The following is a 20,879-nucleotide window of genomic DNA, read 5'->3' on the forward strand; positions in this document are numbered from 1 at the left end:
TTTATTCAACGGCGATTTTCAGAGGTTGATTCAATTTAGTAGCTTCTTTCAACAGTAATAGCTCGAATTCAGCCATAGAAGAAATTGGGTTGATACCTTTTTCCCATACAGCCATGAAGTAATAAGTCAATTCCTTTTCTGGATTGAATAACACCACGTGACTTCCTGCTCCACTAACCTCATCCTGAATGGAAGAATTTTCAACGATAATCGCCAATCCCATTTTATCATTATTCAGACTAAAGTCTCCATAAGTAGCAAAAATGCGATAATCACCATCTATTATATCCAAATATTCCTCACCTTCATTCTCCACCAATCCAGTGCAAAAACCTTCTAAAGGAGTAGAAAAATTCAATTTATGAGTAGTAAGCGCTGAGCCAGCCTGAATTCGAATGGTTGAAGTTAAATCTGTTGACACCCCTCCATCTTTCCATCCATAATAATTGGTAACTATTTCAGATTCCAGCAATCCATTCTTAGCAATGGCACAGGTTACTGAATCTGTTTCCTTGAATCTGAAAAGGGTATCATTTCTAAACTGACCGATAGATCCTAAACCCAGGGTCTTGCCTACTTTCAGCAAATCCAGTCCCCAATCACTTAATTCATGATAAGAATCAAACCCATCCTGACCAACGTCTTGCAACACAGGCTCAGGCTTGGTTTTACCAAAAACATCCATCCCGTTACGCCAGTCCAGATAGAATCGATATCCCATTTTATCTGACTCCCATCCTGGCCCTTCATAGCGAATAAAATACGTATGATCTGTATGCTGATCTGGTACTCTTAAAAAATCAAGGTTCACAAATTCACCACCAACATATTCCTCTTCAGTCCACTCTCCTCCTTCTTTTATAGATATCTCAGCCTGGGTTAATTTCTCTGATGTTTTTGGTGATTCCACAGTTTCAATCACCAACTCAGTGCTGGTGGAAGGCGGTAATGAAACCAGCACATTAACCTGATCATTTTCTCCATCATTGTCCAGGTCTACAAACTCAGACGGAACAATTTCTCCCCCTATTTTAATTTGATTTCCCTTCACACCCTCAGGCAACACATAAGTCACTACTTCAGCTCTTTGCATCGCTGATGGGTTCGTAATTTTAACAATTGGTGTATTTTCCTTTGGAGATGGCGAGCATGATGTCAATACCATAATTACTCCCACAAATGGTATAGCTAAGTTCTTCATAAGTTTCAGGTTTTAAGAGTATAGAAACTCCATTGTATGGATATTAAGTACCGAATTTATTAGTTTAAAACTAATTGCGCAATCGTTTACACTTATTTTTATATCAGCTACATTCGAATAAATTGCAATAATTGCAATAAAATCATTATTATAGAGCTATAAATTAACAATCTGCTCATCACAACTCCTTACAAGAAAGAGAAAATTGAGCAATCCATTACGCAAAAAGAGCGAATTTTCCTTCGTAACTTTGCACTGTTTGCGAAAACACCCAAGAGATTGAAAGGAAAAAAGACGACAATACACGAGATTGCTAAAGCGTTGAATACGACCGCCTCGACTGTTTCTCGTGCACTAAATAACAATCCTCGCATCAGTGAGGAAACCCGAAACAAGGTTTTGAAAATGGCTGAGAAATTGGGCTATGAACCCAACACCATGGCCGCATCTCTTCGTCGGGGACATTCAAAAATCATCGGCATTATTGTACCCTATGCAGATAGGATATTCTTCTCCTCCGTAATACGTGGCATCGAAGAAGAAGTCAAGAAATCTGGATACAATGTAATCATCTGTCAATCTTATGAAAAGATCGAAAATGAGGTGGACGATGTGAATGCACTAATGGCAGCACAGGTAGCTGGGATCATTATTTCGATCTCGCGCGAGACCAATAAATACGATCACCTGAAAAAGGTAATGAACAAAAATAAGCCACTCGTATTATTTGATCGGACAGCTGAAACCATTAACACTTCGTCTGTTGCGATAGATGACTTTCAAGGGGCGTATTCTGCTGTAAATCACTTAATAGAGAACGGATTCAAACAAATTGCCTTTTTCTCTGGCAACAAAAAAGTCAGCATTTTCCGTGAGCGTTTTAGAGGCTACCAAGCTGCTATGCGCGATAACAACCTCCTCATTCCTGATGAATATATCATCGAAGTTCCCAGTGATGTAGATCAAGGAAAGCTAGTAACTCAGCAACTGATGAGTTTACCAAATCCACCTGATGCCATTTGTTCTTCGTCGGATTTCTCAGCATTGGGAGCCATCAAGTGGTTAAAAGAAAACAACTTCAAAGTCCCTGATGATGTGGGTGTAATAGGGTTCGGAAACGATCCGTTTACACAATACCTGGAGCCGACTATGACATCTGTAGATCAAAAGAGTAAAGACATGGGAAAGACCGCCGCCCAAGTTCTACTGGAACAACTGGAAGGTAAAAACTCTATTGCCAGAAAAGTGCTCTTAAGCCCTGAGTTGATCATTAGAGATTCCTCTCAAAAACTAGCGATCAAGAAAGCCGCAGTATAAATTTTGAAGCTTACAGAATGCTTTTCATAATTTTTTGGTAGAATTGCGCAATCGTTTACGCAAAATTCACTACATTCACTCTAACCCCGTGAATGAGTACCTAAAAATGAATGGAAATGACAAAGAAAGATTTGCCAGTAAAGGTGATCCAATATGGTGAAGGAAACTTCCTAAGAGCCTTTGTAGACTGGATGATAGATATATTAAACGAAAAAGGTGAATTCAACGGTAGTGTAGCTATTGTTCAGCCTTTAGAAAATGGCTTAATCAATCTCCTTAACGAACAAAACTGTGATTATCATCACGTGCGTCAGGGATTGGAAAATGGTGAAAAAGTAGATGACATACGCAAGATCACCTGCATTTCAAAAGCCATCAACCCCTTTGAAGATACCCAGAGCTATTTTGCTTTAGCTACTGAACCCGAAGCTGAACTGATCTTTTCAAATACCACCGAGGCGGGTATTGCTTTTGATGATAATGACAAACCTGCAAGAGGTGCACTGGCCAATACTTACCCTGGAAAGCTCACACAACTTTTAAAAGCTCGTTTCGATCACTTTCATGGTGATCATGACAAAGGCTTAGCCATCATTCCATGTGAACTGATCGAGCAAAATGGCACCAAACTAAAAGAGTGTGTTTCTCAATATGTGAAATTATGGGGATTAGGTGCTGATTTTCAAAACTGGGTGGATCATGCTTGTTCATTTGCCAATACCCTGGTTGACCGAATCGTACCTGGTTATCCAAAAGACGAAATTGAAACCTTATTGGAGCGAATCGGTGAACCTGACAAGTTGGTGGTGAAATCAGAAACATTCCATCTGTTTGTGATTCAGGCCGAAGATAAAGTAAAGGATTTATTCCCAGCAGACAAATTTGGACTGAACGTCAAATTTGTCAATGACATCACTCCTTACAGAACGCAGAAAGTACGTATTCTCAATGGAGCCCATACTTCGATGGTGCCAATCGGACTATTGTATGGATTGGAGACGGTAAGCGAGACCATAGAAGATCAAGAAACCGGCAAACTTATTCATGAGCTAATTTATGATGAGATCGTTCCTACCATTCAAATTCCAAATGAAGACCCTAAAGAGTTTGCTGACGCTGTAATTACACGTTTCCAAAACCCATTCATCCGACATGAGTTGATGAGTATCTCTTTGAACTCAATCTCAAAATTCAAGGTGCGAGTACTTCCTACTTTCAAAGATTATATTGCATCAAAAGGTGAATTACCGAAACGAATGACCTTTTCATTGGCTTGCCTATTGAAACTTTATACATCAGACAAGTTTAACTTAAAGGATGACCAAAGCAATCTGGACTTCTTTGAGTCCATCAAAGTATTGAACAGTAAAAATCTGGTTGAAAAGGCTCTTTCCAATGTTGATTTCTGGGATGAAGATTTAACAGCCATTGATGGTCTGACAGAACAAGTTATCGGACACTTTGACTCTATTTCTTCTTCCGCAATGAAAGAAGCGATATACAACATTTAACACCTATGCGACAAGCAATTACCATAAATGAAAGCGACGATGTTGCTGTAGCCTTAAATGATTTGTCTGCTGGCACTCAAGTAAGCGTAAACGGAAAATCGATAACGCTAAAACATACCATTACAGCAAAGCACAAATTTGCACTTCAGGACTTTGCTCCAAATGACGAAGTACACATGTACGGAGTAGTGGTAGGCACGGCCAAGTCGGCAATCCAACAAGGAGAAGCCATTACCACCTCTAATTTGGGTCACAAATCCGAATCATTCAGTGCAGTAAAGCAAGGCGATTTTACCTGGAAAGCCCCAGATGTCAGCAAATGGAAAGGCCTGACTTTTGACGGCTATCATCGAAAAGATGGACAGGTAGGTACGGCTAATTACTGGTTGGTTTTTCCGCTGGTTTTCTGTGAAAACAGAAACATTGAAACCATCAAAAAAGCATTCAATAAAGCACTTGGATTTGAAAAACAGGATCCTTACGTAGGATTGGTGGACAACCTGGTTTCCAAATATGAATCGGGTCAATTACAAGAGGTAGAAACGCTGGCGGTGGAAACAGCAACAGAATCCCATTCAGAAAATCGGGTATTCGAAAACATTGATGGTATTCGCTTCCTGACACATCAGGGCGGATGCGGCGGCACTCGACAAGATGCAGAAGTGCTTTGCAGACTACTTTCTGGATACATCAACAATCCAAACGTTGCCGGTGCTACAGTATTGAGCCTTGGCTGTCAGAATGCACAGATCCAAATGTTTAAAGATGCCATGGACTCCATTAATCCAAACATGGAGAAACCGGTCATCATACTGGATCAGCAAGCAATGGGAACAGAGAAAGACCTGGTTAAAACAGCGATTACCAAAACGTTCTTAGCGTTGGTAGATGCCAACCAGCAAACACGTCAGCCAGCACCGCTGAGCAAACTCACCATAGGTCTTGAATGTGGAGGTTCCGATGGATTCTCCGGCATCTCAGCCAATCCATCTATCGGTTACACCAGTGATTTGGTGGTAGCACTTGGTGGAAAAGCGATCCTATCGGAGTTTCCTGAGCTATGTGGTGTGGAACAAGAACTCATAAACCGCATGAACGAAAGCGATCATGCCGAAAAGTTTGTAGACATCATGCGTCGATATGAAAAAGCTGCCATTGAAGCGGGTTCAGGATTTGATATGAATCCATCTCCAGGAAATATCAAAGATGGTTTGATCACGGACGCTATGAAGTCAGCCGGTGCGGCGAAGAAAGGCGGCACCTCTCCTGTAGCCGATGTGCTAGACTATACGGAATACGCGAATAAACCTGGTTTGAACCTGTTATGCACGCCTGGCAATGATGTGGAATCTACAACAGGTTTGGCTGGTTCTGGTGCCAATGTCATTCTGTTTACCACAGGTCTGGGAACCCCTACTGGAAATCCAGTTACCCCTGTCCTAAAAGTAAGCTCAAACACCAAACTTGCTGAGAAAATGCCTGATATCATCGATATAGATACCGGTGCTGTGATTCGTGGAGAAAAGTCCATCGAGCAAATGGGCGCAGAGATACTCGATCATATCATAGAAATAGCCAGTGGACGAAAAACAGCCAAAGCCATGGATTTAGAACAATACGACTTCATACCATGGAAACGTGGCGTATCCTTGTAAACCAGATCTCAACATCCCTAACCTTCCAAAATGATACACAGAACCATACTTCTTTCTCTAGCAGCTGCAGTACTTCATGCCTGCTCTCCTAAGACAGAACAAAAACAAGAAACTAAAGAGCAAGAGCCTATTTATGTACGAATGGCGGACTCTGAACTCCAACGCAACCCAGATCCTCGGTTGATAGATTTTCGGGAAAAGCCAAAATGGGAATATACCAATGGTCTGATGTTGCTTTCTTTTTATAAAGTCTGGAAAAAAACCGGTGATGAGCGATTTCTGAATTATGGAAAGGCTTACATGGATTCCATGATTACAGCAGATGGCAAAATCCTCACGTACAAACTGACTGATTACAACATCGACAGAGTAAATCCTGGTAAATTCCTGATGTTGCTCAATCAAATAGATCATAAAGCCAAGTATGATTCAGCCATCCAAACCCTGAGAGATCAGATGAAAGGTCATCCAAGAACTTCTGAAGGTGGTTTTTGGCATAAGAAAATCTATGAACATCAGATGTGGCTGGATGGATTGTATATGGGAAGCCCATTTCTTGCCCAATATGCAGCATTGTACAATGAACCGGAGCTTTTTGATGACATAGCCAAACAATTTCTGCAGATAGAGAAGCATTCATACAGTGAAGAAAAACAACTCTATTACCATGGATGGGATGAGAGTAAGAGTCAGAAATGGGCGGATCCGGAAACAGGACTATCACCTGAGTTATGGGGACGAGCTATGGGATGGTTTGCCATGGCAGTGGTAGATGTACTTGATTACTTCCCGGAAGATCACCCGAATCGCGACACGCTCATCCACATTGCCCAAAAAGTAGCAACTGGCATTGAAAAATATCAGGACAGCAAAAGTGGCGTATGGTATCAGGTGTTGGACAAAGGTGATCAGGAAGGAAATTACCTCGAATCCTCTTGCTCTAGCATGTTTGTCTATATGCTAGCCAAGGCTCTAAAAAATGGCTATATAGACCCCTCCTATCAGGCGGTCGCAGATAAAGGTTATGAAGGTATCTTGCAGGAATTTATCAAAGAAAATGAAGACGGTACTATCAGTTTAACCAAGGTATGCGGTGTGGCTGGATTGGGTGGTAACCCGTATCGTGATGGCACTTACGAGTACTATATCAATGAAATTATTCGAGACAATGACCCGAAAGGTGTAGGGCCTTTCATCATGGCTTCCTTGCTAATGGAAGAGAAATAACAATTTATTATTTGGTTTTAGATCGAGCACCCTGCGCATTTTGTGTAGGGTGTTTTTTGTTTAATATCATCCTATAACTTGACACGTACTGGTTAAAATGCTATTTTACCAGTTCGAAATATGTATTAAAAAACTCAAATTGATTAACTATGCAAAAATCACTTTTAATTGCTGTTTTCTTTGTTTTTGGTATAACAGCCTCTCAATCGACCTATGCCCGCAAAATGTGGGTATCTGTCAAAATCGACAATGCTACGGTGAAAGTGAAAGGTGATGAGATTTATGTTAAAGGTTTCCTACTTTCACTAGATCATTCCGAGGAATCAGCCGTCAATTATTTATTGGACACTAAATGGACTTTGGGAAGAAAATGTAGAATAATAGACAAATCCATAGAAGGATCTAAGTTCACCGCTGATGGCTCTGTCAAATCTGCTGTTAAAGCATGGAAAGAATGGCGGTGGCTTGCTGAGTCTTGATCTAAACTTGCTATAAAAATATTAGAAGACACCCAGCATGATGATGTTGGGTGTTTTTGTTTAAACTTTTTACTTATCTTGCACGTTAGTAACGCGTAACAGGACTATGATTATTTCATTCGGTTCGAAAGAGACGGAAAAGGTGTGGAATGGCGAAAGAGTTAAAAAGTGGCCTCTAGAAATTCAAACAATTGGAAGAAGAAAGTTAAGAATGTTAAACAACTCTCAATCTATTTTGGACCTAAGAATACCTCCTTCAAATAGGCTTGAAAAGTTGGGAGGAAATCTCAAGGAGTACTACAGAATTAGAATTAATGATCAATGGCGCATAATTTTTATTTGGGAAGACAATAACGCCAACGAAGTAGAGATTATAGACTATCATTAAAGTTAGATAATGAGCAAATTACCAAACATACATCCAGGAGAGGTTTTACAGGAAGAATTCCTCAAGCCAATGGAGATTTCTGCCTATCGTCTATCAAAAGACATTGGTATTCCGCAAACCAGAACCAGTGAAATCCTCAAGAACAAACGACGAATTACAGCTGACACAGCCTTGCGATTGAGTAAATATTTTGGAACCACAGCAAAATTCTGGTTGGGATTGCAGGATGATTATGACCTTGAAGAGGAACTTTCACAAAAGGCGGAAGAAATTGCTTCAATATCACCAGTTACAGCATAAATAAAAATACCCCGCTCTTGTGAGCAAGGTGACTGGAAATATGAAATTGGATCAAGTATTGTGCTTTATAAAAAGTAATTAAATAATGAGTAACAAGCCCAATCCATTTCTCTCCATTTGGACCAAACCTCGATGGACAATAGAGCATTTCACTCGCAAGCATGAGTCCGACAGCTTATACATTCTACCTTTTATATTTTACGGAATTTATGCTGGGTTAGAAATCAGTAAAGACGTTGAACTGCTATTTGACGCTAATCCTACTTTAGAAATCAAAATTGGAGCCAGGGCAACATGTATACTTTGTGCAATCGCATTAATTATTTTGATATTAGGTAAGGTACAACCATGGATCATTCAGTTAATAGGCCGGTTATGGAATGGCAAAGCCACAGTCAATCAGCTAGGAACAGTATCAGCACTCGCTCACATTCCTTATATACTAGTTTTGATCTATGAAATTATTGCTATGCCCTTAGGAATCGATTCATCCACTAATCCTTACTACTTCATTTTTTCTTATATAATTCAAATATTAGTGATTCGTATCACCATCATTGGTATTTCAAAGGCACAAAAATTCGGTTACCTATTTGCTCTGATGAATTGGCTTTTATCATTTTTACCGATCTTATTAATTCAGATTTGGATAATAATCATTCGAAGTTGATTTTAAAAGCCTCCAAATAAAAACACCCCGCTCTTGTGAGCAGGGTGACTGGAAATATAAAATTGGGGTTTCTTAAATGGAAGTTTGTTTCCTCTTTATGATCACTCATTCGGATTCCAATCTCCAAAGATCTTTTCTAACGTATACTCCTTAGCCTGTTCATCTGTCAGCTGATGACTCCAGCTGACTCTTTGATCCGGTGTATAACTTGATCCCGTATTCTGGCATTCTGCATAATAGGCAGTTTTCTCCTTCTCCTCCGAGCCCCAGTTATGCCATCCTTCTGGCTTGATAAGGTTACCTAAATCACAGTTCATGAACACGGTCTTGGCATAAGGTCTCCACGGTCTTCCCAAATACATACTGTTTGGTTCCGCAGTACCTGTTAGCCTACAATTCTTAAACACAAAACCATAAGGAGTATGCTCTTCTGTAGATGCTGCTGTGATGTACGCAGCACGTTTACAAAAGATTTCACATTCTTCAAAAACCGCAGTAGACCATCCAAAAATGAAATCGACATCTCCTTCAATGTAGCAGTTTTTATAGTATTGTCTACTACCCTTTCCATGCGGGTACAAGGTGTCCTGATGACCTAAAAAGCGACAATTGGTGAACTTTACCTTGTCGCCATCTACACGCACAGCAACTGCCTGACCAACGGGTCCAGAACTGTTCTCAAACGTAATATTCTCTGCCTCAAAACCATCTCCATAGATGAAAAAGGATGTAGAACCAGAAGTACCCATTTCTTCACCAAAGGCGTTCTTTTTACTAGCATAATCATCATATGTGAGCATGGTCCTTAAAGCATCTTCACCTATGAAACTGATGTTCGTTTTAGTAGCTGGCAGAGACAGTTTTTCTTTATAAACCCCGGGTTTAATTAATATGTAAGTTCTTGTTTTACGCAGATGTGGTACTGCATCAATTGCGTCCTGAACCTTAGTAAAATCACCAGTCCCATCAGCCGCAACTACAAAATCATAAGCAGATTGTTTTGATTGACCCTGAGCCAAACCAGTGAGTGAAATGAAAAGAATGGCTAGAAATGGCATTGTTAACCTCATTTGTGCAACGATTTAAGATCTTCAAAAACTAACTTAGCCACTGCCTCGGCTCCTGCTGGCTGGAAATGAGTATTGTCACGTTGACCGTTAGGATAGGCTTCGTAAACACCAGAATCCAAATTCATAAAATACTCTTTAGTCACAAAGTCCCTACCTTGCTCCGAGAAATAATCCATCGAGCGCTGATTCAGATCAATAAAAAGTACACTCAGCTCATCCGAAACCGCTTTTGCAGCTGCGGGATAGTCACCGTGCACATTCTCCAAATGACCATTCTCCCATGGGTAATTACGAGCTACTGGTGTCAGTATAATTGGTGTAGCGCCTTTGGCTCTTGTCTGCGTGACATACAAGCGTAAAAACTCTTTGTAGCCTTCAATATCCACATAGCGTTCGGTTTTAGTCTCCGCTGCGTCATTATGACCAAATTGCATGATCACCACGTCTCCAGGCTTCAGACTATCATAAACAGCTCTCCAGCGACCTTCCTGAAAGAAGGTCCGTGTACTTCTACCACCACGAGCTCGATCGTCAACAACAACCGAATCAGCAATGAACAATTCGGAAAACTCAGACAAATCTGCCTGGTCAAAAAAAGGTTGAAAAACCTGGCCCCATCCTGTAACAGGATAGCGAGTTTTCATATAATCTTCTCCCGGATCATAATTATCCGAATAATCCGCCATAGTTGAGTCTCCAATAAGGTAAATGGTGACTATTTTATTGGCTTGCCTTTGACAGCCAAACACCAATACTATGAGGATCCAAATACTTCCCAGATTTCGTTTCATCAGCGAGTTCCTTTTACAACATACCTTGTCAGACCCAACTTAAGTTCTTGTACACCATCCAGCACCAACTGAGCCATTTTACGTGCTCCAAGTTCATTGAAGTGGGTATTATCTTCTTTACCATTGGGATAATTCGGATGCTCTCCAGCCTCTAAATGGTGATAGAGCAGCATTGACTTGTCCTCACCCAATTCGCTAATCAGGTTCATTGACTTTTTCGTCATGTCAATTAGAGGAACATTCAGCTTGGCAGCAACATCACGAACCAACTGTGCATATTGTTCGTGAGAATCGACCAACACGCCATTTTCGAAACTTCTTCGGGTTACAGGAGTCAAAAGAACTGGATTAGCGCCAGCAGCTCTTGTCTCATTTACATACTGGGTCAAGTTGGCCTGGTATTGCTCAGGTGTGGTATATCGTCCAACCTTACTAGGCACTTCATCATTGTGTCCAAACTGAATAAAAACCCAATCACCAGCCTTCAAGGTTTCCTTCACTTTATCCCATCTTCCTTCCTCTTTGAAAGATTTAGTACTTCTACCATTCACTGCATGATTTTCTATTTTGATCGAATCATTGAAAAAAGTAACAAAAGGAACTCCCCACCCCATTTCTGGAAACGCATTGTCTTTTTTAATAGCACAAGTGGAATCACCAATGAGGTAGAGCACTGGCTGAGTGTCCTGTTTGATAGTCCAGGACATGCAAAACAAAACGGCGCAATAAATTACTACCTGTTTCATTTCTATTGAATCTTAATGGCTTTTTTACCTACTTGTGCACTCATTTCCACTTCAGATTTATCCAATCCTTTAGTAGTAATCTTATCCGATTTAGCACCCATCACTTTTACTTTTGTATTAGACGAATTGCTAGCAGCACTGAATCCTTCCAGCTTGATGTTCTTACCATTGTAAATGGTCAGCGGAAGACCTTTAGCTACTTTCACCGAGACATTCGTGAATGAAACTCCATCCGCATCGATGAGGTTAATGCCCTTTCTAGCTTCCAGATTGGAATTGGAAATATTGATATTTTTCAGATTCATCTCTGGCAATCCTTGAAAATACCCGGCACTTTCACAGCCCACTGCACGAATATTGGTCATGTAAATATCTTTGAATGAAGGAGTTTCCTCTGTGACCGGCACCATTTTCTCATCTACGATGGCTGCTTCCTGATCTTCTTCCAAAACTGGTGATTGTCCTCCATAGAATAAATTGAATCGAATAGGTTCAGTTGGAATATTGAGCATGTCAATATCTGAGATATAAATATTCTCAACTACGCCACCTCTCCCACGAGTACTTTTGAAACGCAATCCGGTGTCGGTACCCATGAACGTACATTTAGACACGTGAATGTTTTTCACACCACCGGACATTTCGCTGCCTACCACAAAACCACCGTGTCCATGGTAAACAATATTATTCTTGATGATCACATTGGCTGTTGGAATTCCTCTCTTACGTCCATCAACACCCTTCCCTGACTTGATGCAAATGGCGTCATCCCCAACATCAAAGGTGTTGTTGTAAATCAGCACATTGGTACATGACTCCAAATCCAATCCATCGCCATTCTGAGAATACCATGGATTACGAACATTTAAATTGCGTAGCGTCACATTCTCACACATGAGTGGATGCAGGTTCCAGGCAGGTGAATTTTGAAAGGTAGGACCATCCAGCAACACATTCTTCGAGTTGACAATACTCACCATCACCGGTCGAAGAAAATCCTTAAACACCTCAAAATCAGCCTGAGAAGTTGTTTTTGGAACGTTGAAAAATCCTGAAGTAGCTTCAGCTCCACGTCGGTAACTTTCTGACGGATACCATGTTTTACCGTTTTCACTGATTAATCCACCACTCTTCACCAGTTGATTCCATTGTGATTCAGACATTTTACTTTTCTTCACACCTCTCCAGGCATCCCCATTGCCGTCTATGGTGCCATTTCCTGTAATAGCGACGTTTTCCAGATTTTTCCCATTGATGGGTGACAAGCATCTGTAGGTATCCAACCCTTCAAAACTTGTACTAATCAATGGATAGTCATCTTTGTCAGCTGTGAAGAGTAGTAATGCACCGTCATTCAAATGGAGGTTTAAGTTACTTTGCAAAGTAATGGGACCTGTCACCCAGATTCCCCTTGGGATAATCACCGTACCACCACCATTTTTCACCACATCGGCAATCGCATCAGTAATGGCCTGAGTATTTTTGGTTGTACCATCTGCTACAGCTCCAAAATCAGCAATATTTACGTGGTATTCCGGAAAGGTAGGAATGATTACTTTGGGCATTTCAAACTCTACTCCTTCATATATCGACGATTCATCTTCCTGAGCAACGCATGCTGAAAATGAAAGGGTGATCAATAACAGGGCTAATATCTTTCTCATAATGTGCAATCGATTGTACAACTTCTCGAAGATAGACATATATAATCCGCAAATCCAAACTCAAATTGAGAAATCAGTAAAGAACAAGAAAAATAACTTATAGATTTTGTTATTTTTAAATTTATTGAAGTCTATTCTTGCAATCCTCTAGTTAGTCACCAGAATCCAAAAATTTAGGAAAGTCCTTTACCTGTTCACAGCATACTTGTTCCATGACTTGCTGTAGTTGAGTTTTCAACAAGGAAATAGCGTGATCGCCACCCTTCGTTCCTATAGCAGCCACACTATACATAAAGGTTCTACCCAGGAATGTGAAATCCGCGCCTGAAGCTAAGGACCTTGCAATATCTGGTCCCGAACGAATACCACTATCCATCATGACCGTCAACTTGTCCCGGTACTTTTCGGCGATATATTTCAGAGGCTTAATGGTAGAATTACCCGCATCCAACTGACGACCACCATGGTTGGAAACGATGATTCCATCCAGACCTAGCTGTACCGCTTTTTCTGCATCCAACTCACAAGCCACTCCTTTCAGCACGATCTTGCCTTTCCACATATCGCGAATTGGAGCGATCTTCTCCTCATTGAGTCTTCCAGAAAAAGTAGCATCCATGTATTTGCCCAACTGCTTCAAATCCAGCCCCTTTGGCATGTAAGGCTTCATGGTAGCGAAATTAGGTTGACCATTAAATAGCGTCCTTAATGCCCAATCAGGCCTACCCATAATTTGGAGCATGTTCGAAACCGTCATTTTTGGAGGCATGGCCAATCCGTTTCGGATGTCTCTTGGTCGAAATCCGAAGGTTGGCACATCACAAAGTAGTACTAACACTGGACATCCAGCAGCATCTGCCCGTTTGATGATGTCATCTCGTAATTTATTGTCTGCAGGGTGATACAACTGAAACCAGGCTCTGCCTTCAGTTAGCTCACTTGCACGCTCGATATCCATGGTTGTCACTGTACTCAGCACAAATGGAATGTTGTGCTCAAAAGCTGCTTTAGCCAATATCTCTGGTGATTTAGGCCACATAAGTCCCTGTAAACCTACTGGTGCAATACCAAACGGCGCATCGTACACATGACCAAACAACTCCGTTTTCATTTCGGACCTGGTGTGTTTCGTCAGATACTGAGGGATCAGCTGGACATCTCGAATTTCTTTAGTATTGCGCATGAGGTTGACGTCTTCATTGCAACCACCATCTAAATATTCAAAAGCAAATCGAGGTATTTTCTTCTTCGCTTTTCTAATCAAATCATCTATTGCCGGGTACCTGGAATCGTAACTCATAGTTCAAAAATTTTAGACATCAACACCCATTTCTCATCTGGCTTGGCGAAGGGCAATCGACTTTGGTAAGTATTCATCAAAGACTCCCACTCCCGCACTATTGGATTGCCTGCATCCATTTCAGCCTTGCTGTCAAACGAAAATGAATCAGCAGTTTCCATGAGCATGAAAAGCCTTGTTGCCACATGGTAGATTTCCATGTTCAGAATGCCTGAAGTCTTAATGCTCTCAAGGATTTCTGGCCAAACGTTTTGATGGTGTTCAATGTATTGATCAATTAGTGTTGAATCCTCTTTGAGATCTAGTGTCAGGACGTATCGTTTCATACCTGCTGATGTTTAGAAGAAACACGTTTGCCGTAAATGGCGATAATCACAAAACACAACAGCGGCAGCACGAAAGAGAAATTCACTTCTGATACGCCTAGTATTTGTAGGTCGGAATAACCTATTCCGCCCAAATCAAGTACCATTCCTTGCAATGTCGGCATCAATGCCCCTCCTACAATCGCCATCACCAAACCAGCTGCTCCTATTTTGGATTCATCCTCTGTAAGACCTTCCAATGCCACACCATAAATGGTTGGGAACATCAAAGACATACAGAACGAAATGGCCACCAACGAATAAAGCCCAACAATTCCCGTAATGAAAATGGTGCCCAGAGTGAACAATATGGCCAATACCGATAAACCCATCAATAGCTTGCCCGAGTCTACATATTTCAATAAAAAGGTACAGATGAACCTACCCAGGAAGAAACATACAAACGCAAAAAACTGATACGTTCCAGCCTCCTCTGCGGACAAACCAATTGCTTCTGCATATTGGTAAATGTAGGTCCAGCACATGATTTGCGCTCCAACATAAAAAGCCTGCGTGATCACTCCTTCTACATAAATACCTTTTTTGATGAGCGAGCCAAATACCTTGGACAAAGGCATGTGCATTTCTCCACCCTTTCCTTTCGGCATTTTATTAACAGCAATCAACACCAGTACTCCAATGACTACTAATCCTAGAATAACATACGGATCTCTGATCACCATTAAGTCTGCTGTGGTGATTACCGCCTTTTCAGATTCTGGCAATGCCGAAAAATCAACATTGTCCGATTGGAGCTTTTTCAAGACAAACTGCTGTGCAACTAGCAACCCCAGAATATTCCCAACAGGATTAAAGGCTTGAGCCAGATTCAATCGTTGAGTAGCTGTTTCCTGATCGCCCATTGCCAAGATATATGGATTGGCACTCGTTTCCAGAAAAGCGAGACCGAATGTCAAGATGTATAACCCCGCTAAAAAGAAAAAGAATTGCTCCGTTACAGCCGCAGGGTAAAACAGCAAGGCACCGGTAGCATACAGCGTCAAACCGATGATAATACCGACTTTATAGGAATACTTTCGAATAAACAATGCTGCTGGCAATGCCATGGTAAAATAGCCACCGTAAAAGGCCAACTGAACCAATGAAGCTTGAAAATTATCCAATTCCAACACCTTCTTGAATGCCGTCACCATGGGGTCAGTGACAGCATTGGCAAAACCCCATAAGGCAAACAATGAGGTAATCAATATGAAGGGTAAAAGGATGGACTTGGGAACTACGGGTGTATTTTTCATCATTTAGGGTGGGTTAAGGGTTATGAGATGGCTCTGTCTAAATGAACATATCCTCCGTCTACGAATAGCCACTGGCCGGTAGTGTGTGAGCTGCGTTCTGACAATAAAAATACAGCCATGACAGCAATCTCCTCTGAGGTGGTCATTCGCTGTTCGAATGGGATTCTGGAAGTTATTCGAGCGAGTGTTTCCTCTGGATCGCCAAGTGTTTTAACCCAGCTCTCATACTGAGGCGTCATTACTTCTGAAGGTACAATGGCATTGACTCGAATACCATAAGGAGCCAACTCCACAGCCCATTCTCGTGTAAGCGCCAATTGAGCTCCTTTACTTGCTGCGTAACCAGAAGTATTTCCCTGACCAGTTAAGGCGGTTTTGGAACTAACATTCACAATAGAACCCTTTGATTCCTTGAGGTAAGGAAAAGCAAAATGGACCAGGTCATAATAATGCGTCAAATTGAAAATGACCGAATCTTTGAATCGCTCTGGACTGCCATTGACCAATCCCACACCATCGTTCACTCCGGCATTATTCACCACTCCGTCTATTCGTCCAAACTCACTGAACACTTCGGAAACGATGTTTTTGCACACATCTCCTCTTCCCAACTCGGTATTGATGACATGTGATTTTCCTCCAAGCTCATTGATCCTTGACCACAAATCAGCAGAAGCTGAGGACGAGCGACCCACAATTACCGGAATTGCTCCTTCGTTGACAAGGTTCAATACAATGGCCTCACCAATTCCCTTGGCACCACCTGTCACGATGACAACTTTATCTTTTAGATGTAAATCCATTATTCTTTCAGTTTATAAAATGTAGAAGCGGTCTTTCCAAAGATGGCTTCTTGCTCATTTTCAGATAGTTCTGAAATACATGCCTTCAATGCATGAATTACCTGATCATATTCACCAGCGATCAAGCACACTGGCCAGTCTGATCCATACATGAGTCTTTCAGACCCGAAATGTTCCAGACAGAAATCAATATATGGTGACAAATCCTTGACTTTCCAGTCGGTCCAATCCGCTTCGGTAATCATCCCGGACAGCTTCACATGCACATGCTCAATCGCCGATAATTTCAGCATGTACTTAGCCCAATGATCAAATGAAGCTTTCGATATCATCGGCTTACTGATATGATCGATCACCAATGGCATTTCCGGTAAAGCCTTGACAAAGCTGACAGCCTCTTCCAATTGATTTTCCGTGGTAAGAATGTCATAAGTCAAGCCGCTCGCACCAATTTGAGTCACTCCGGCAATGAACTTTGGGTCCATCATAAATCCTTCAGGCTCTGCTTGCAGTATGTGGCGAACTCCTTTGAACTGCTCATATCGTTTGTAATGTGCGATTCGATCTGAGAGCTTATCTGCTTTCAAATCCAGCCAGCCAACAACTCCCTTGATCCAGGAATTCTGACTAGCCAGCTCCAGAAGAAATTCATTCTCTTGCTCTGACTGATCCGCTTGTACTGCCACACATCCCTCAACAGCATGTTCATCCAATAAAGGCTTCAAATCGGCAGGCATAAAGTCCCGCCGAATGACCTGCATCTCATCCGTAATCCAGGCGCCCTTCACAGGGTCATGTTGCCAGAAATGTTGATGAGCATCTATTTTCATCCTGGATAATCGATTACTTCCTGACGAGCAGTACCTAATCCTTCAATTCCCAACTCGATCACATCACCATGCTTCAAATATTTTGGAGGATTGAATCCAAGTCCAACTCCCGCTGGTGTACCTGTAGAAATGATATCACCCGGCATTAGACTCATGAATTGAGACAAGTAAGAAATAACTTCCTGCACATTGAATACAAAGTCATTCGTGTTTCCATCCTGAACTTTCTCTCCATTCAGTTTCAACCACAAATTCAAGCTATTTGGATTGGCTACTTCATCACTGGTTACCAGGTACGGACCTAGCGGAGCAAACGTATCGCAGCTCTTTCCCTTCACCCATTGACCACCACGCTCCAACTGAAATTCACGCTCGCTGACGTCATTGTGCAAAACATATCCTGCCACGTAATCCAAAGCTTCTTCTTTCGATACATAACTTGCTTTTTTGCCAATCACCACGGCTAGCTCTACTTCCCAATCAGTCTTCACACTGTTCTTAGGAATGACAATTTGATCATTTGGTCCAACCACAGAAGAACTTGCCTTGAAAAACACCACTGGCTCCGTTGGAACAGCCATTCCACTCTCTTCAGCGTGTTTTCTGTAGTTCAAGCCAATGCAAATAATCTTGCCTGGTCGCTTCACAGGAGCTGCCAAACGTACATCTGCTGCTACCTGAGTAGCACTGGCTGCATCAAATGATTGCTGAAGCTTCTCAAGCCCTCCATCAGTGAAGAAATCCTCATCAAAATCCTGAACCAAATGGCTCACATCATATCTTACTCCTGCTACTTCCACTCCTGGTTTTTCTGAGCCAGGTACTCCAAATCGTATTAACTTCATATTCTTAATTTCCTATATCTATTATGTATTGAGGGTCACAAAGCCACCATCAATTTTAAAATCACTACCGGTTATAAAAGAGGCTTCTTCAGAGCATAAGTACAGCACCAAACTCCCCATTTCATCAGGTTTTCCCATTCGACCAATTGGTTGCGTTTTAGAAAGTGTTTCAAACATCTCTTTCTCGTTTCCAGGATAGTTTTTAGCTAAAAACCCATCCACAAATGGTGTATGAACCCTTCCCGGAGAAATGCTATTGCACCGAATGCCATAGCTCAAACAATCCTTAGCCACTGATAAAGTCATCGCGTGTACAGCTCCCTTGCTTGTAGAGTAGGCAAATCGATCAGAAATACCCACATGTGCCGCCACGGAAGAAAGGTTGACAATCGATCCACCAGAGTTCTTCATAGCTTCCACTCCAGCCTTCAGCGTATTGAAAACTCCTTTAATGTTCACACTATAAATGCGATCAAAGTCTTCCACCGAAGTAGTGAGAATATTACCCACATGAGCAATGCCCGCATTATTAATCAAAATATCCAATGATCGACCTTTCAGAATGTCTCCAAACACCCTCTGAACTTCTTCATGATCCGCCACATTGCACGAATGAGCCTCTGCTTTTCCGCCTGCAGCCTGAATTTCTTCCACTACCGCAATGGCACCATCCAGATTCAAATCCAAAATGATGGATGTCGCTCCACTATCCGCCAAAGCCATCGCGATGGCTCTTCCTATTCCACTTCCACCACCAGTAATGATGGCCGTCTTATCCGTTAAATCAAACTTTTTACTCATAATGACACGCCTCTTTTCCAGGGTATAAAATCATTTTGTTCTAATTCCATTGCTTTGGTTGGTTCACCACTGGCTACAGCGATGATCTTTTCCAGCAACTCATTGCCTGCCTCTTCCAGCGATTTCCTTCCTTCCACCACTTCACCGGTATTCACATCAATAATGTCTTTCATTCGGTTGGCCAACTTGCTGTTGCTCGATACTTTGATGACTGGGGTAATCGGATTGCCTGTAGGTGTTCCTAATCCGGTGGTAAACAGGATAATATTGGCGCCTGAACCAGCCAGACCGGTAGTTGACTCCACATCATTACCTGGCGTACAAAGCAGGTTCAATCCAGCTTTGGTCACAGGCTCTGTATAATCCAAAATATCAGCAATAGGTGCCGTACCACCTTTCTTAGCTGCACCGGCAGACTTAATTGCATCGGTGATCAAACCGTCTTTGATGTTGCCGGGACTTGGATTCATATCAAATCCACTGCCTACTGCTCGTGCATTGGCTTCATAGGCACGCTGAATAGTCACAAACTTCTCTGCCAATTCTTGCGTCTCACATCGGTTGATGATGTTTTGCTCCACTCCATTCAGTTCAGGGAACTCACTTAGAATCGTAGCTCCTTTCAGAGCCACCAACACATCAGATACATATCCTAAAACTGGATTGGCAGAAATGCCTGAAAATCCATCAGATCCACCACACTCCAATCCCACTACCAACTTATCCAAAGTAGCTGGCTGACGTTTGATCTCATTGGCTTTCGCCAGTTCCTTCAAGGTATCGGATATCGCCTGAGTGATCAACTCTTCTTCGGAAGCAAGCTGTTGCTGCTCGAAGTATAATACTGGCTTTTCACTTCCGGTGTATAGTTCCTTTTGAATGGTTTGAAACCAATCTGCTTGCGCATGCTGGCAGCCCAGACTCAACACGGTAGCTCCGGCTACATTCGGATGATGCACATATCCAGCTAACAATCGCAATAATGTCTCAGCATCCTGGCGTGTGCCACCACAACCTCCATGATGATATAAGAATTTGATACCATCAACATTTGGGAACACCCGCTCAGTCGAATAAGTAATAGTGGAAACAGTGCTTGATAGTTGTTGGCTCACTAAACTTTCGTATTTATTGGGTTTGTAATACCCCAACTGCTTCACCAACGCCTCCTCGATAACTTTGAGGTTTCGGTTTTCACAAAACACCAGCGGAATGAACAACCAGTAATTAGCTGTTCCTACTTTCCCATTGGATCGATGGTATCCTTGAAATGTTCTGTCTTTCCAGGTATCGATCACGGGAGAATTCCAATCATAGGCTTCGCGATTATCCAATGATAAAGGCTCCGCATAATGCACGGTGTTTTGGGTGGTCAACAATGACCCGGATGGCAAATCCTTTTGGACAATCCCAACAGGAACACCATACATAATGACCTGATCACCTTTCGCCAGATCAGTATCCAGTAGTTTGTGCTTTTGGGGAATCGCATCCTTGAGGGATAGCTCTTTGTTCTTATACGAAGCAACTCCTGGTCCCAGGTCTTTTAGGGCAACCAGCACGTTATCTCGCTCATCAATTTTCAATAGTAGTTGTTCCATTGTCGTGTATATGTCTCCGCCAGACATTTTACATATATACAAAGACGTCTGATCGATTC

General features: G+C 41.9%; 21 protein-coding genes. 8 read left to right on the top strand and 13 right to left on the bottom strand.

Annotation, left to right across the window (positions count from 1 at the left end; genetic code table 11):
- Position 1: 1 nt before the first annotated feature.
- Positions 2 to 1,201, bottom strand: a complete 1,200-nt coding sequence (locus tag NXS00_RS13800; protein ID WP_258099804.1) for a DUF4861 family protein — start codon at positions 1,199 to 1,201, stop codon at positions 2 to 4.
- 279 nt (positions 1,202 to 1,480) lie between these two features.
- Here NXS00_RS13800 and NXS00_RS13805 point away from each other — a divergent pair, with 279 nt between their 5' ends.
- From NXS00_RS13805 to NXS00_RS13840, 8 genes are all read left to right on the top strand, one after another.
- Positions 1,481 to 2,518 (top strand): LacI family DNA-binding transcriptional regulator, encoded by a 1,038-nt coding sequence (locus tag NXS00_RS13805; RefSeq protein WP_258099805.1) that lies wholly within the window; start codon positions 1,481 to 1,483, stop codon positions 2,516 to 2,518.
- A gap of 116 nt (positions 2,519 to 2,634) precedes the next feature.
- Positions 2,635 to 4,029: a tagaturonate reductase gene (locus tag NXS00_RS13810; RefSeq protein ID WP_258099806.1), complete on the top strand. Its 1,395-nt coding sequence runs from the start codon at positions 2,635 to 2,637 to the stop codon at positions 4,027 to 4,029.
- 5 nt (positions 4,030 to 4,034) lie between these two features.
- Positions 4,035 to 5,684: a UxaA family hydrolase gene (locus tag NXS00_RS13815; protein WP_258099807.1), complete on the top strand. Its 1,650-nt coding sequence runs from the start codon at positions 4,035 to 4,037 to the stop codon at positions 5,682 to 5,684.
- A gap of 30 nt (positions 5,685 to 5,714) precedes the next feature.
- A complete protein-coding gene (locus NXS00_RS13820) occupies positions 5,715 to 6,911 on the top strand; it encodes a glycoside hydrolase family 88/105 protein (protein ID WP_258099808.1) in 1,197 nt (398 codons plus the stop codon).
- Between the two features lie 149 nt (positions 6,912 to 7,060).
- Complete coding sequence (locus tag NXS00_RS13825; protein ID WP_258099809.1) at positions 7,061 to 7,390, top strand: hypothetical protein; 330 nt, start codon at positions 7,061 to 7,063, stop codon at positions 7,388 to 7,390.
- A 106-nt stretch (positions 7,391 to 7,496) separates the two neighbouring features.
- Positions 7,497 to 7,778, top strand: a complete 282-nt coding sequence (locus NXS00_RS13830; protein WP_258099810.1) for a type II toxin-antitoxin system RelE/ParE family toxin — start codon at positions 7,497 to 7,499, stop codon at positions 7,776 to 7,778.
- A gap of 9 nt (positions 7,779 to 7,787) precedes the next feature.
- Positions 7,788 to 8,078 (top strand): HigA family addiction module antitoxin, encoded by a 291-nt coding sequence (locus NXS00_RS13835; protein ID WP_258099811.1) that lies wholly within the window; start codon positions 7,788 to 7,790, stop codon positions 8,076 to 8,078.
- An 85-nt stretch (positions 8,079 to 8,163) separates the two neighbouring features.
- Entirely contained in the window at positions 8,164 to 8,748 is a 585-nt protein-coding gene (locus NXS00_RS13840; RefSeq protein WP_258099812.1) for a hypothetical protein, read from the top strand.
- A gap of 101 nt (positions 8,749 to 8,849) precedes the next feature.
- Here the strand turns inward: NXS00_RS13840 and NXS00_RS13845 are convergent, their stop codons facing one another.
- From NXS00_RS13845 to NXS00_RS13900, 12 genes are all read right to left on the bottom strand, one after another.
- Entirely contained in the window at positions 8,850 to 9,818 is a 969-nt protein-coding gene (locus NXS00_RS13845; protein ID WP_258099813.1) for a pectinesterase family protein, read from the bottom strand.
- A complete protein-coding gene (locus NXS00_RS13850; RefSeq protein WP_258099814.1) occupies positions 9,815 to 10,609 on the bottom strand; it encodes a rhamnogalacturonan acetylesterase in 795 nt (264 codons plus the stop codon). Before NXS00_RS13850 ends, NXS00_RS13845 begins: the two co-directional genes overlap by 4 nt.
- The gene (locus NXS00_RS13855) at positions 10,609 to 11,355 is read right to left on the bottom strand and encodes a rhamnogalacturonan acetylesterase (protein ID WP_258099815.1); all 747 of its coding nucleotides are present in this window, start codon (positions 11,353 to 11,355) and stop codon (positions 10,609 to 10,611) included. Before NXS00_RS13855 ends, NXS00_RS13850 begins: the two co-directional genes overlap by 1 nt.
- A gap of 2 nt (positions 11,356 to 11,357) precedes the next feature.
- Entirely contained in the window at positions 11,358 to 13,019 is a 1,662-nt protein-coding gene (locus tag NXS00_RS13860) for a glycoside hydrolase family 28 protein (protein ID WP_258099816.1), read from the bottom strand.
- 151 nt (positions 13,020 to 13,170) lie between these two features.
- Positions 13,171 to 14,319: an alpha-hydroxy acid oxidase gene (locus tag NXS00_RS13865; RefSeq protein ID WP_258099817.1), complete on the bottom strand. Its 1,149-nt coding sequence runs from the start codon at positions 14,317 to 14,319 to the stop codon at positions 13,171 to 13,173.
- Complete coding sequence (locus tag NXS00_RS13870) at positions 14,316 to 14,645, bottom strand: L-rhamnose mutarotase (protein WP_258099818.1); 330 nt, start codon at positions 14,643 to 14,645, stop codon at positions 14,316 to 14,318. The genes NXS00_RS13865 and NXS00_RS13870 overlap by 4 nt, the downstream gene beginning before the upstream one ends.
- On the bottom strand, positions 14,642 to 15,943 hold the full coding sequence (gene fucP / locus NXS00_RS13875) for an L-fucose:H+ symporter permease (RefSeq protein WP_258099819.1): 1,302 nt from the start codon (positions 15,941 to 15,943) through the stop codon (positions 14,642 to 14,644). Before fucP ends, NXS00_RS13870 begins: the two co-directional genes overlap by 4 nt.
- 17 nt (positions 15,944 to 15,960) lie before the next feature.
- Complete coding sequence (locus tag NXS00_RS13880) at positions 15,961 to 16,743, bottom strand: L-fucose dehydrogenase (RefSeq protein WP_258099820.1); 783 nt, start codon at positions 16,741 to 16,743, stop codon at positions 15,961 to 15,963.
- Positions 16,743 to 17,573 carry an amidohydrolase family protein gene (locus NXS00_RS13885; protein ID WP_258099821.1) on the bottom strand — a complete coding sequence of 277 codons (831 nt, stop codon included), beginning with the start codon at positions 17,571 to 17,573 and terminating at the stop codon, positions 16,743 to 16,745. Before NXS00_RS13885 ends, NXS00_RS13880 begins: the two co-directional genes overlap by 1 nt.
- Positions 17,570 to 18,418, bottom strand: a complete 849-nt coding sequence (locus tag NXS00_RS13890) for a fumarylacetoacetate hydrolase family protein (protein ID WP_258099822.1) — start codon at positions 18,416 to 18,418, stop codon at positions 17,570 to 17,572. The genes NXS00_RS13885 and NXS00_RS13890 overlap by 4 nt, the downstream gene beginning before the upstream one ends.
- Positions 18,419 to 18,439: 21 nt before the next feature.
- On the bottom strand, positions 18,440 to 19,219 hold the full coding sequence (locus tag NXS00_RS13895; protein WP_258099823.1) for an SDR family NAD(P)-dependent oxidoreductase: 780 nt from the start codon (positions 19,217 to 19,219) through the stop codon (positions 18,440 to 18,442).
- Positions 19,216 to 20,820: a UxaA family hydrolase gene (locus NXS00_RS13900; protein WP_258099824.1), complete on the bottom strand. Its 1,605-nt coding sequence runs from the start codon at positions 20,818 to 20,820 to the stop codon at positions 19,216 to 19,218. The genes NXS00_RS13895 and NXS00_RS13900 overlap by 4 nt, the downstream gene beginning before the upstream one ends.
- Between the last annotated feature and the right edge of the window lie 59 nt (positions 20,821 to 20,879).

This window comes from Marinoscillum pacificum (assembly GCF_024714495.1).
GTDB classification, from domain to species: domain Bacteria; phylum Bacteroidota; class Bacteroidia; order Cytophagales; family Cyclobacteriaceae; genus Marinoscillum; species Marinoscillum pacificum.

Excerpts from the sequence above, each read along its gene's own strand:
- NXS00_RS13870 (WP_258099818.1), bottom strand. The coding sequence starts at position 14,645 with ATGAAACGATACGTCCTGACACTAGATCTCAAAGAGGATTCAACACTA.
- NXS00_RS13845 (WP_258099813.1), bottom strand. The coding sequence starts at position 9,818 with ATGAGGTTAACAATGCCATTTCTAGCCATTCTTTTCATTTCACTCACT.
- NXS00_RS13855 (WP_258099815.1), bottom strand. The coding sequence starts at position 11,355 with ATGAAACAGGTAGTAATTTATTGCGCCGTTTTGTTTTGCATGTCCTGG.
- NXS00_RS13885 (WP_258099821.1), bottom strand. The coding sequence starts at position 17,573 with ATGAAAATAGATGCTCATCAACATTTCTGGCAACATGACCCTGTGAAG.
- NXS00_RS13810 (WP_258099806.1), top strand. The coding sequence starts at position 2,635 with ATGACAAAGAAAGATTTGCCAGTAAAGGTGATCCAATATGGTGAAGGA.
- NXS00_RS13840 (WP_258099812.1), top strand. The coding sequence starts at position 8,164 with ATGAGTAACAAGCCCAATCCATTTCTCTCCATTTGGACCAAACCTCGA.
- NXS00_RS13850 (WP_258099814.1), bottom strand. The coding sequence starts at position 10,609 with ATGAAACGAAATCTGGGAAGTATTTGGATCCTCATAGTATTGGTGTTT.
- NXS00_RS13835 (WP_258099811.1), top strand. The coding sequence starts at position 7,788 with ATGAGCAAATTACCAAACATACATCCAGGAGAGGTTTTACAGGAAGAA.
- NXS00_RS13800 (WP_258099804.1), bottom strand. The coding sequence starts at position 1,201 with ATGAAGAACTTAGCTATACCATTTGTGGGAGTAATTATGGTATTGACA.
- NXS00_RS13865 (WP_258099817.1), bottom strand. The coding sequence starts at position 14,319 with ATGAGTTACGATTCCAGGTACCCGGCAATAGATGATTTGATTAGAAAA.
- NXS00_RS13900 (WP_258099824.1), bottom strand. The coding sequence starts at position 20,820 with ATGGAACAACTACTATTGAAAATTGATGAGCGAGATAACGTGCTGGTT.
- NXS00_RS13825 (WP_258099809.1), top strand. The coding sequence starts at position 7,061 with ATGCAAAAATCACTTTTAATTGCTGTTTTCTTTGTTTTTGGTATAACA.
- NXS00_RS13880 (WP_258099820.1), bottom strand. The coding sequence starts at position 16,743 with ATGGATTTACATCTAAAAGATAAAGTTGTCATCGTGACAGGTGGTGCC.
- NXS00_RS13820 (WP_258099808.1), top strand. The coding sequence starts at position 5,715 with ATGATACACAGAACCATACTTCTTTCTCTAGCAGCTGCAGTACTTCAT.
- NXS00_RS13860 (WP_258099816.1), bottom strand. The coding sequence starts at position 13,019 with ATGAGAAAGATATTAGCCCTGTTATTGATCACCCTTTCATTTTCAGCA.
- NXS00_RS13830 (WP_258099810.1), top strand. The coding sequence starts at position 7,497 with ATGATTATTTCATTCGGTTCGAAAGAGACGGAAAAGGTGTGGAATGGC.
- fucP (WP_258099819.1), bottom strand. The coding sequence starts at position 15,943 with ATGATGAAAAATACACCCGTAGTTCCCAAGTCCATCCTTTTACCCTTC.
- NXS00_RS13895 (WP_258099823.1), bottom strand. The coding sequence starts at position 19,219 with ATGAGTAAAAAGTTTGATTTAACGGATAAGACGGCCATCATTACTGGT.
- NXS00_RS13815 (WP_258099807.1), top strand. The coding sequence starts at position 4,035 with ATGCGACAAGCAATTACCATAAATGAAAGCGACGATGTTGCTGTAGCC.
- NXS00_RS13890 (WP_258099822.1), bottom strand. The coding sequence starts at position 18,418 with ATGAAGTTAATACGATTTGGAGTACCTGGCTCAGAAAAACCAGGAGTG.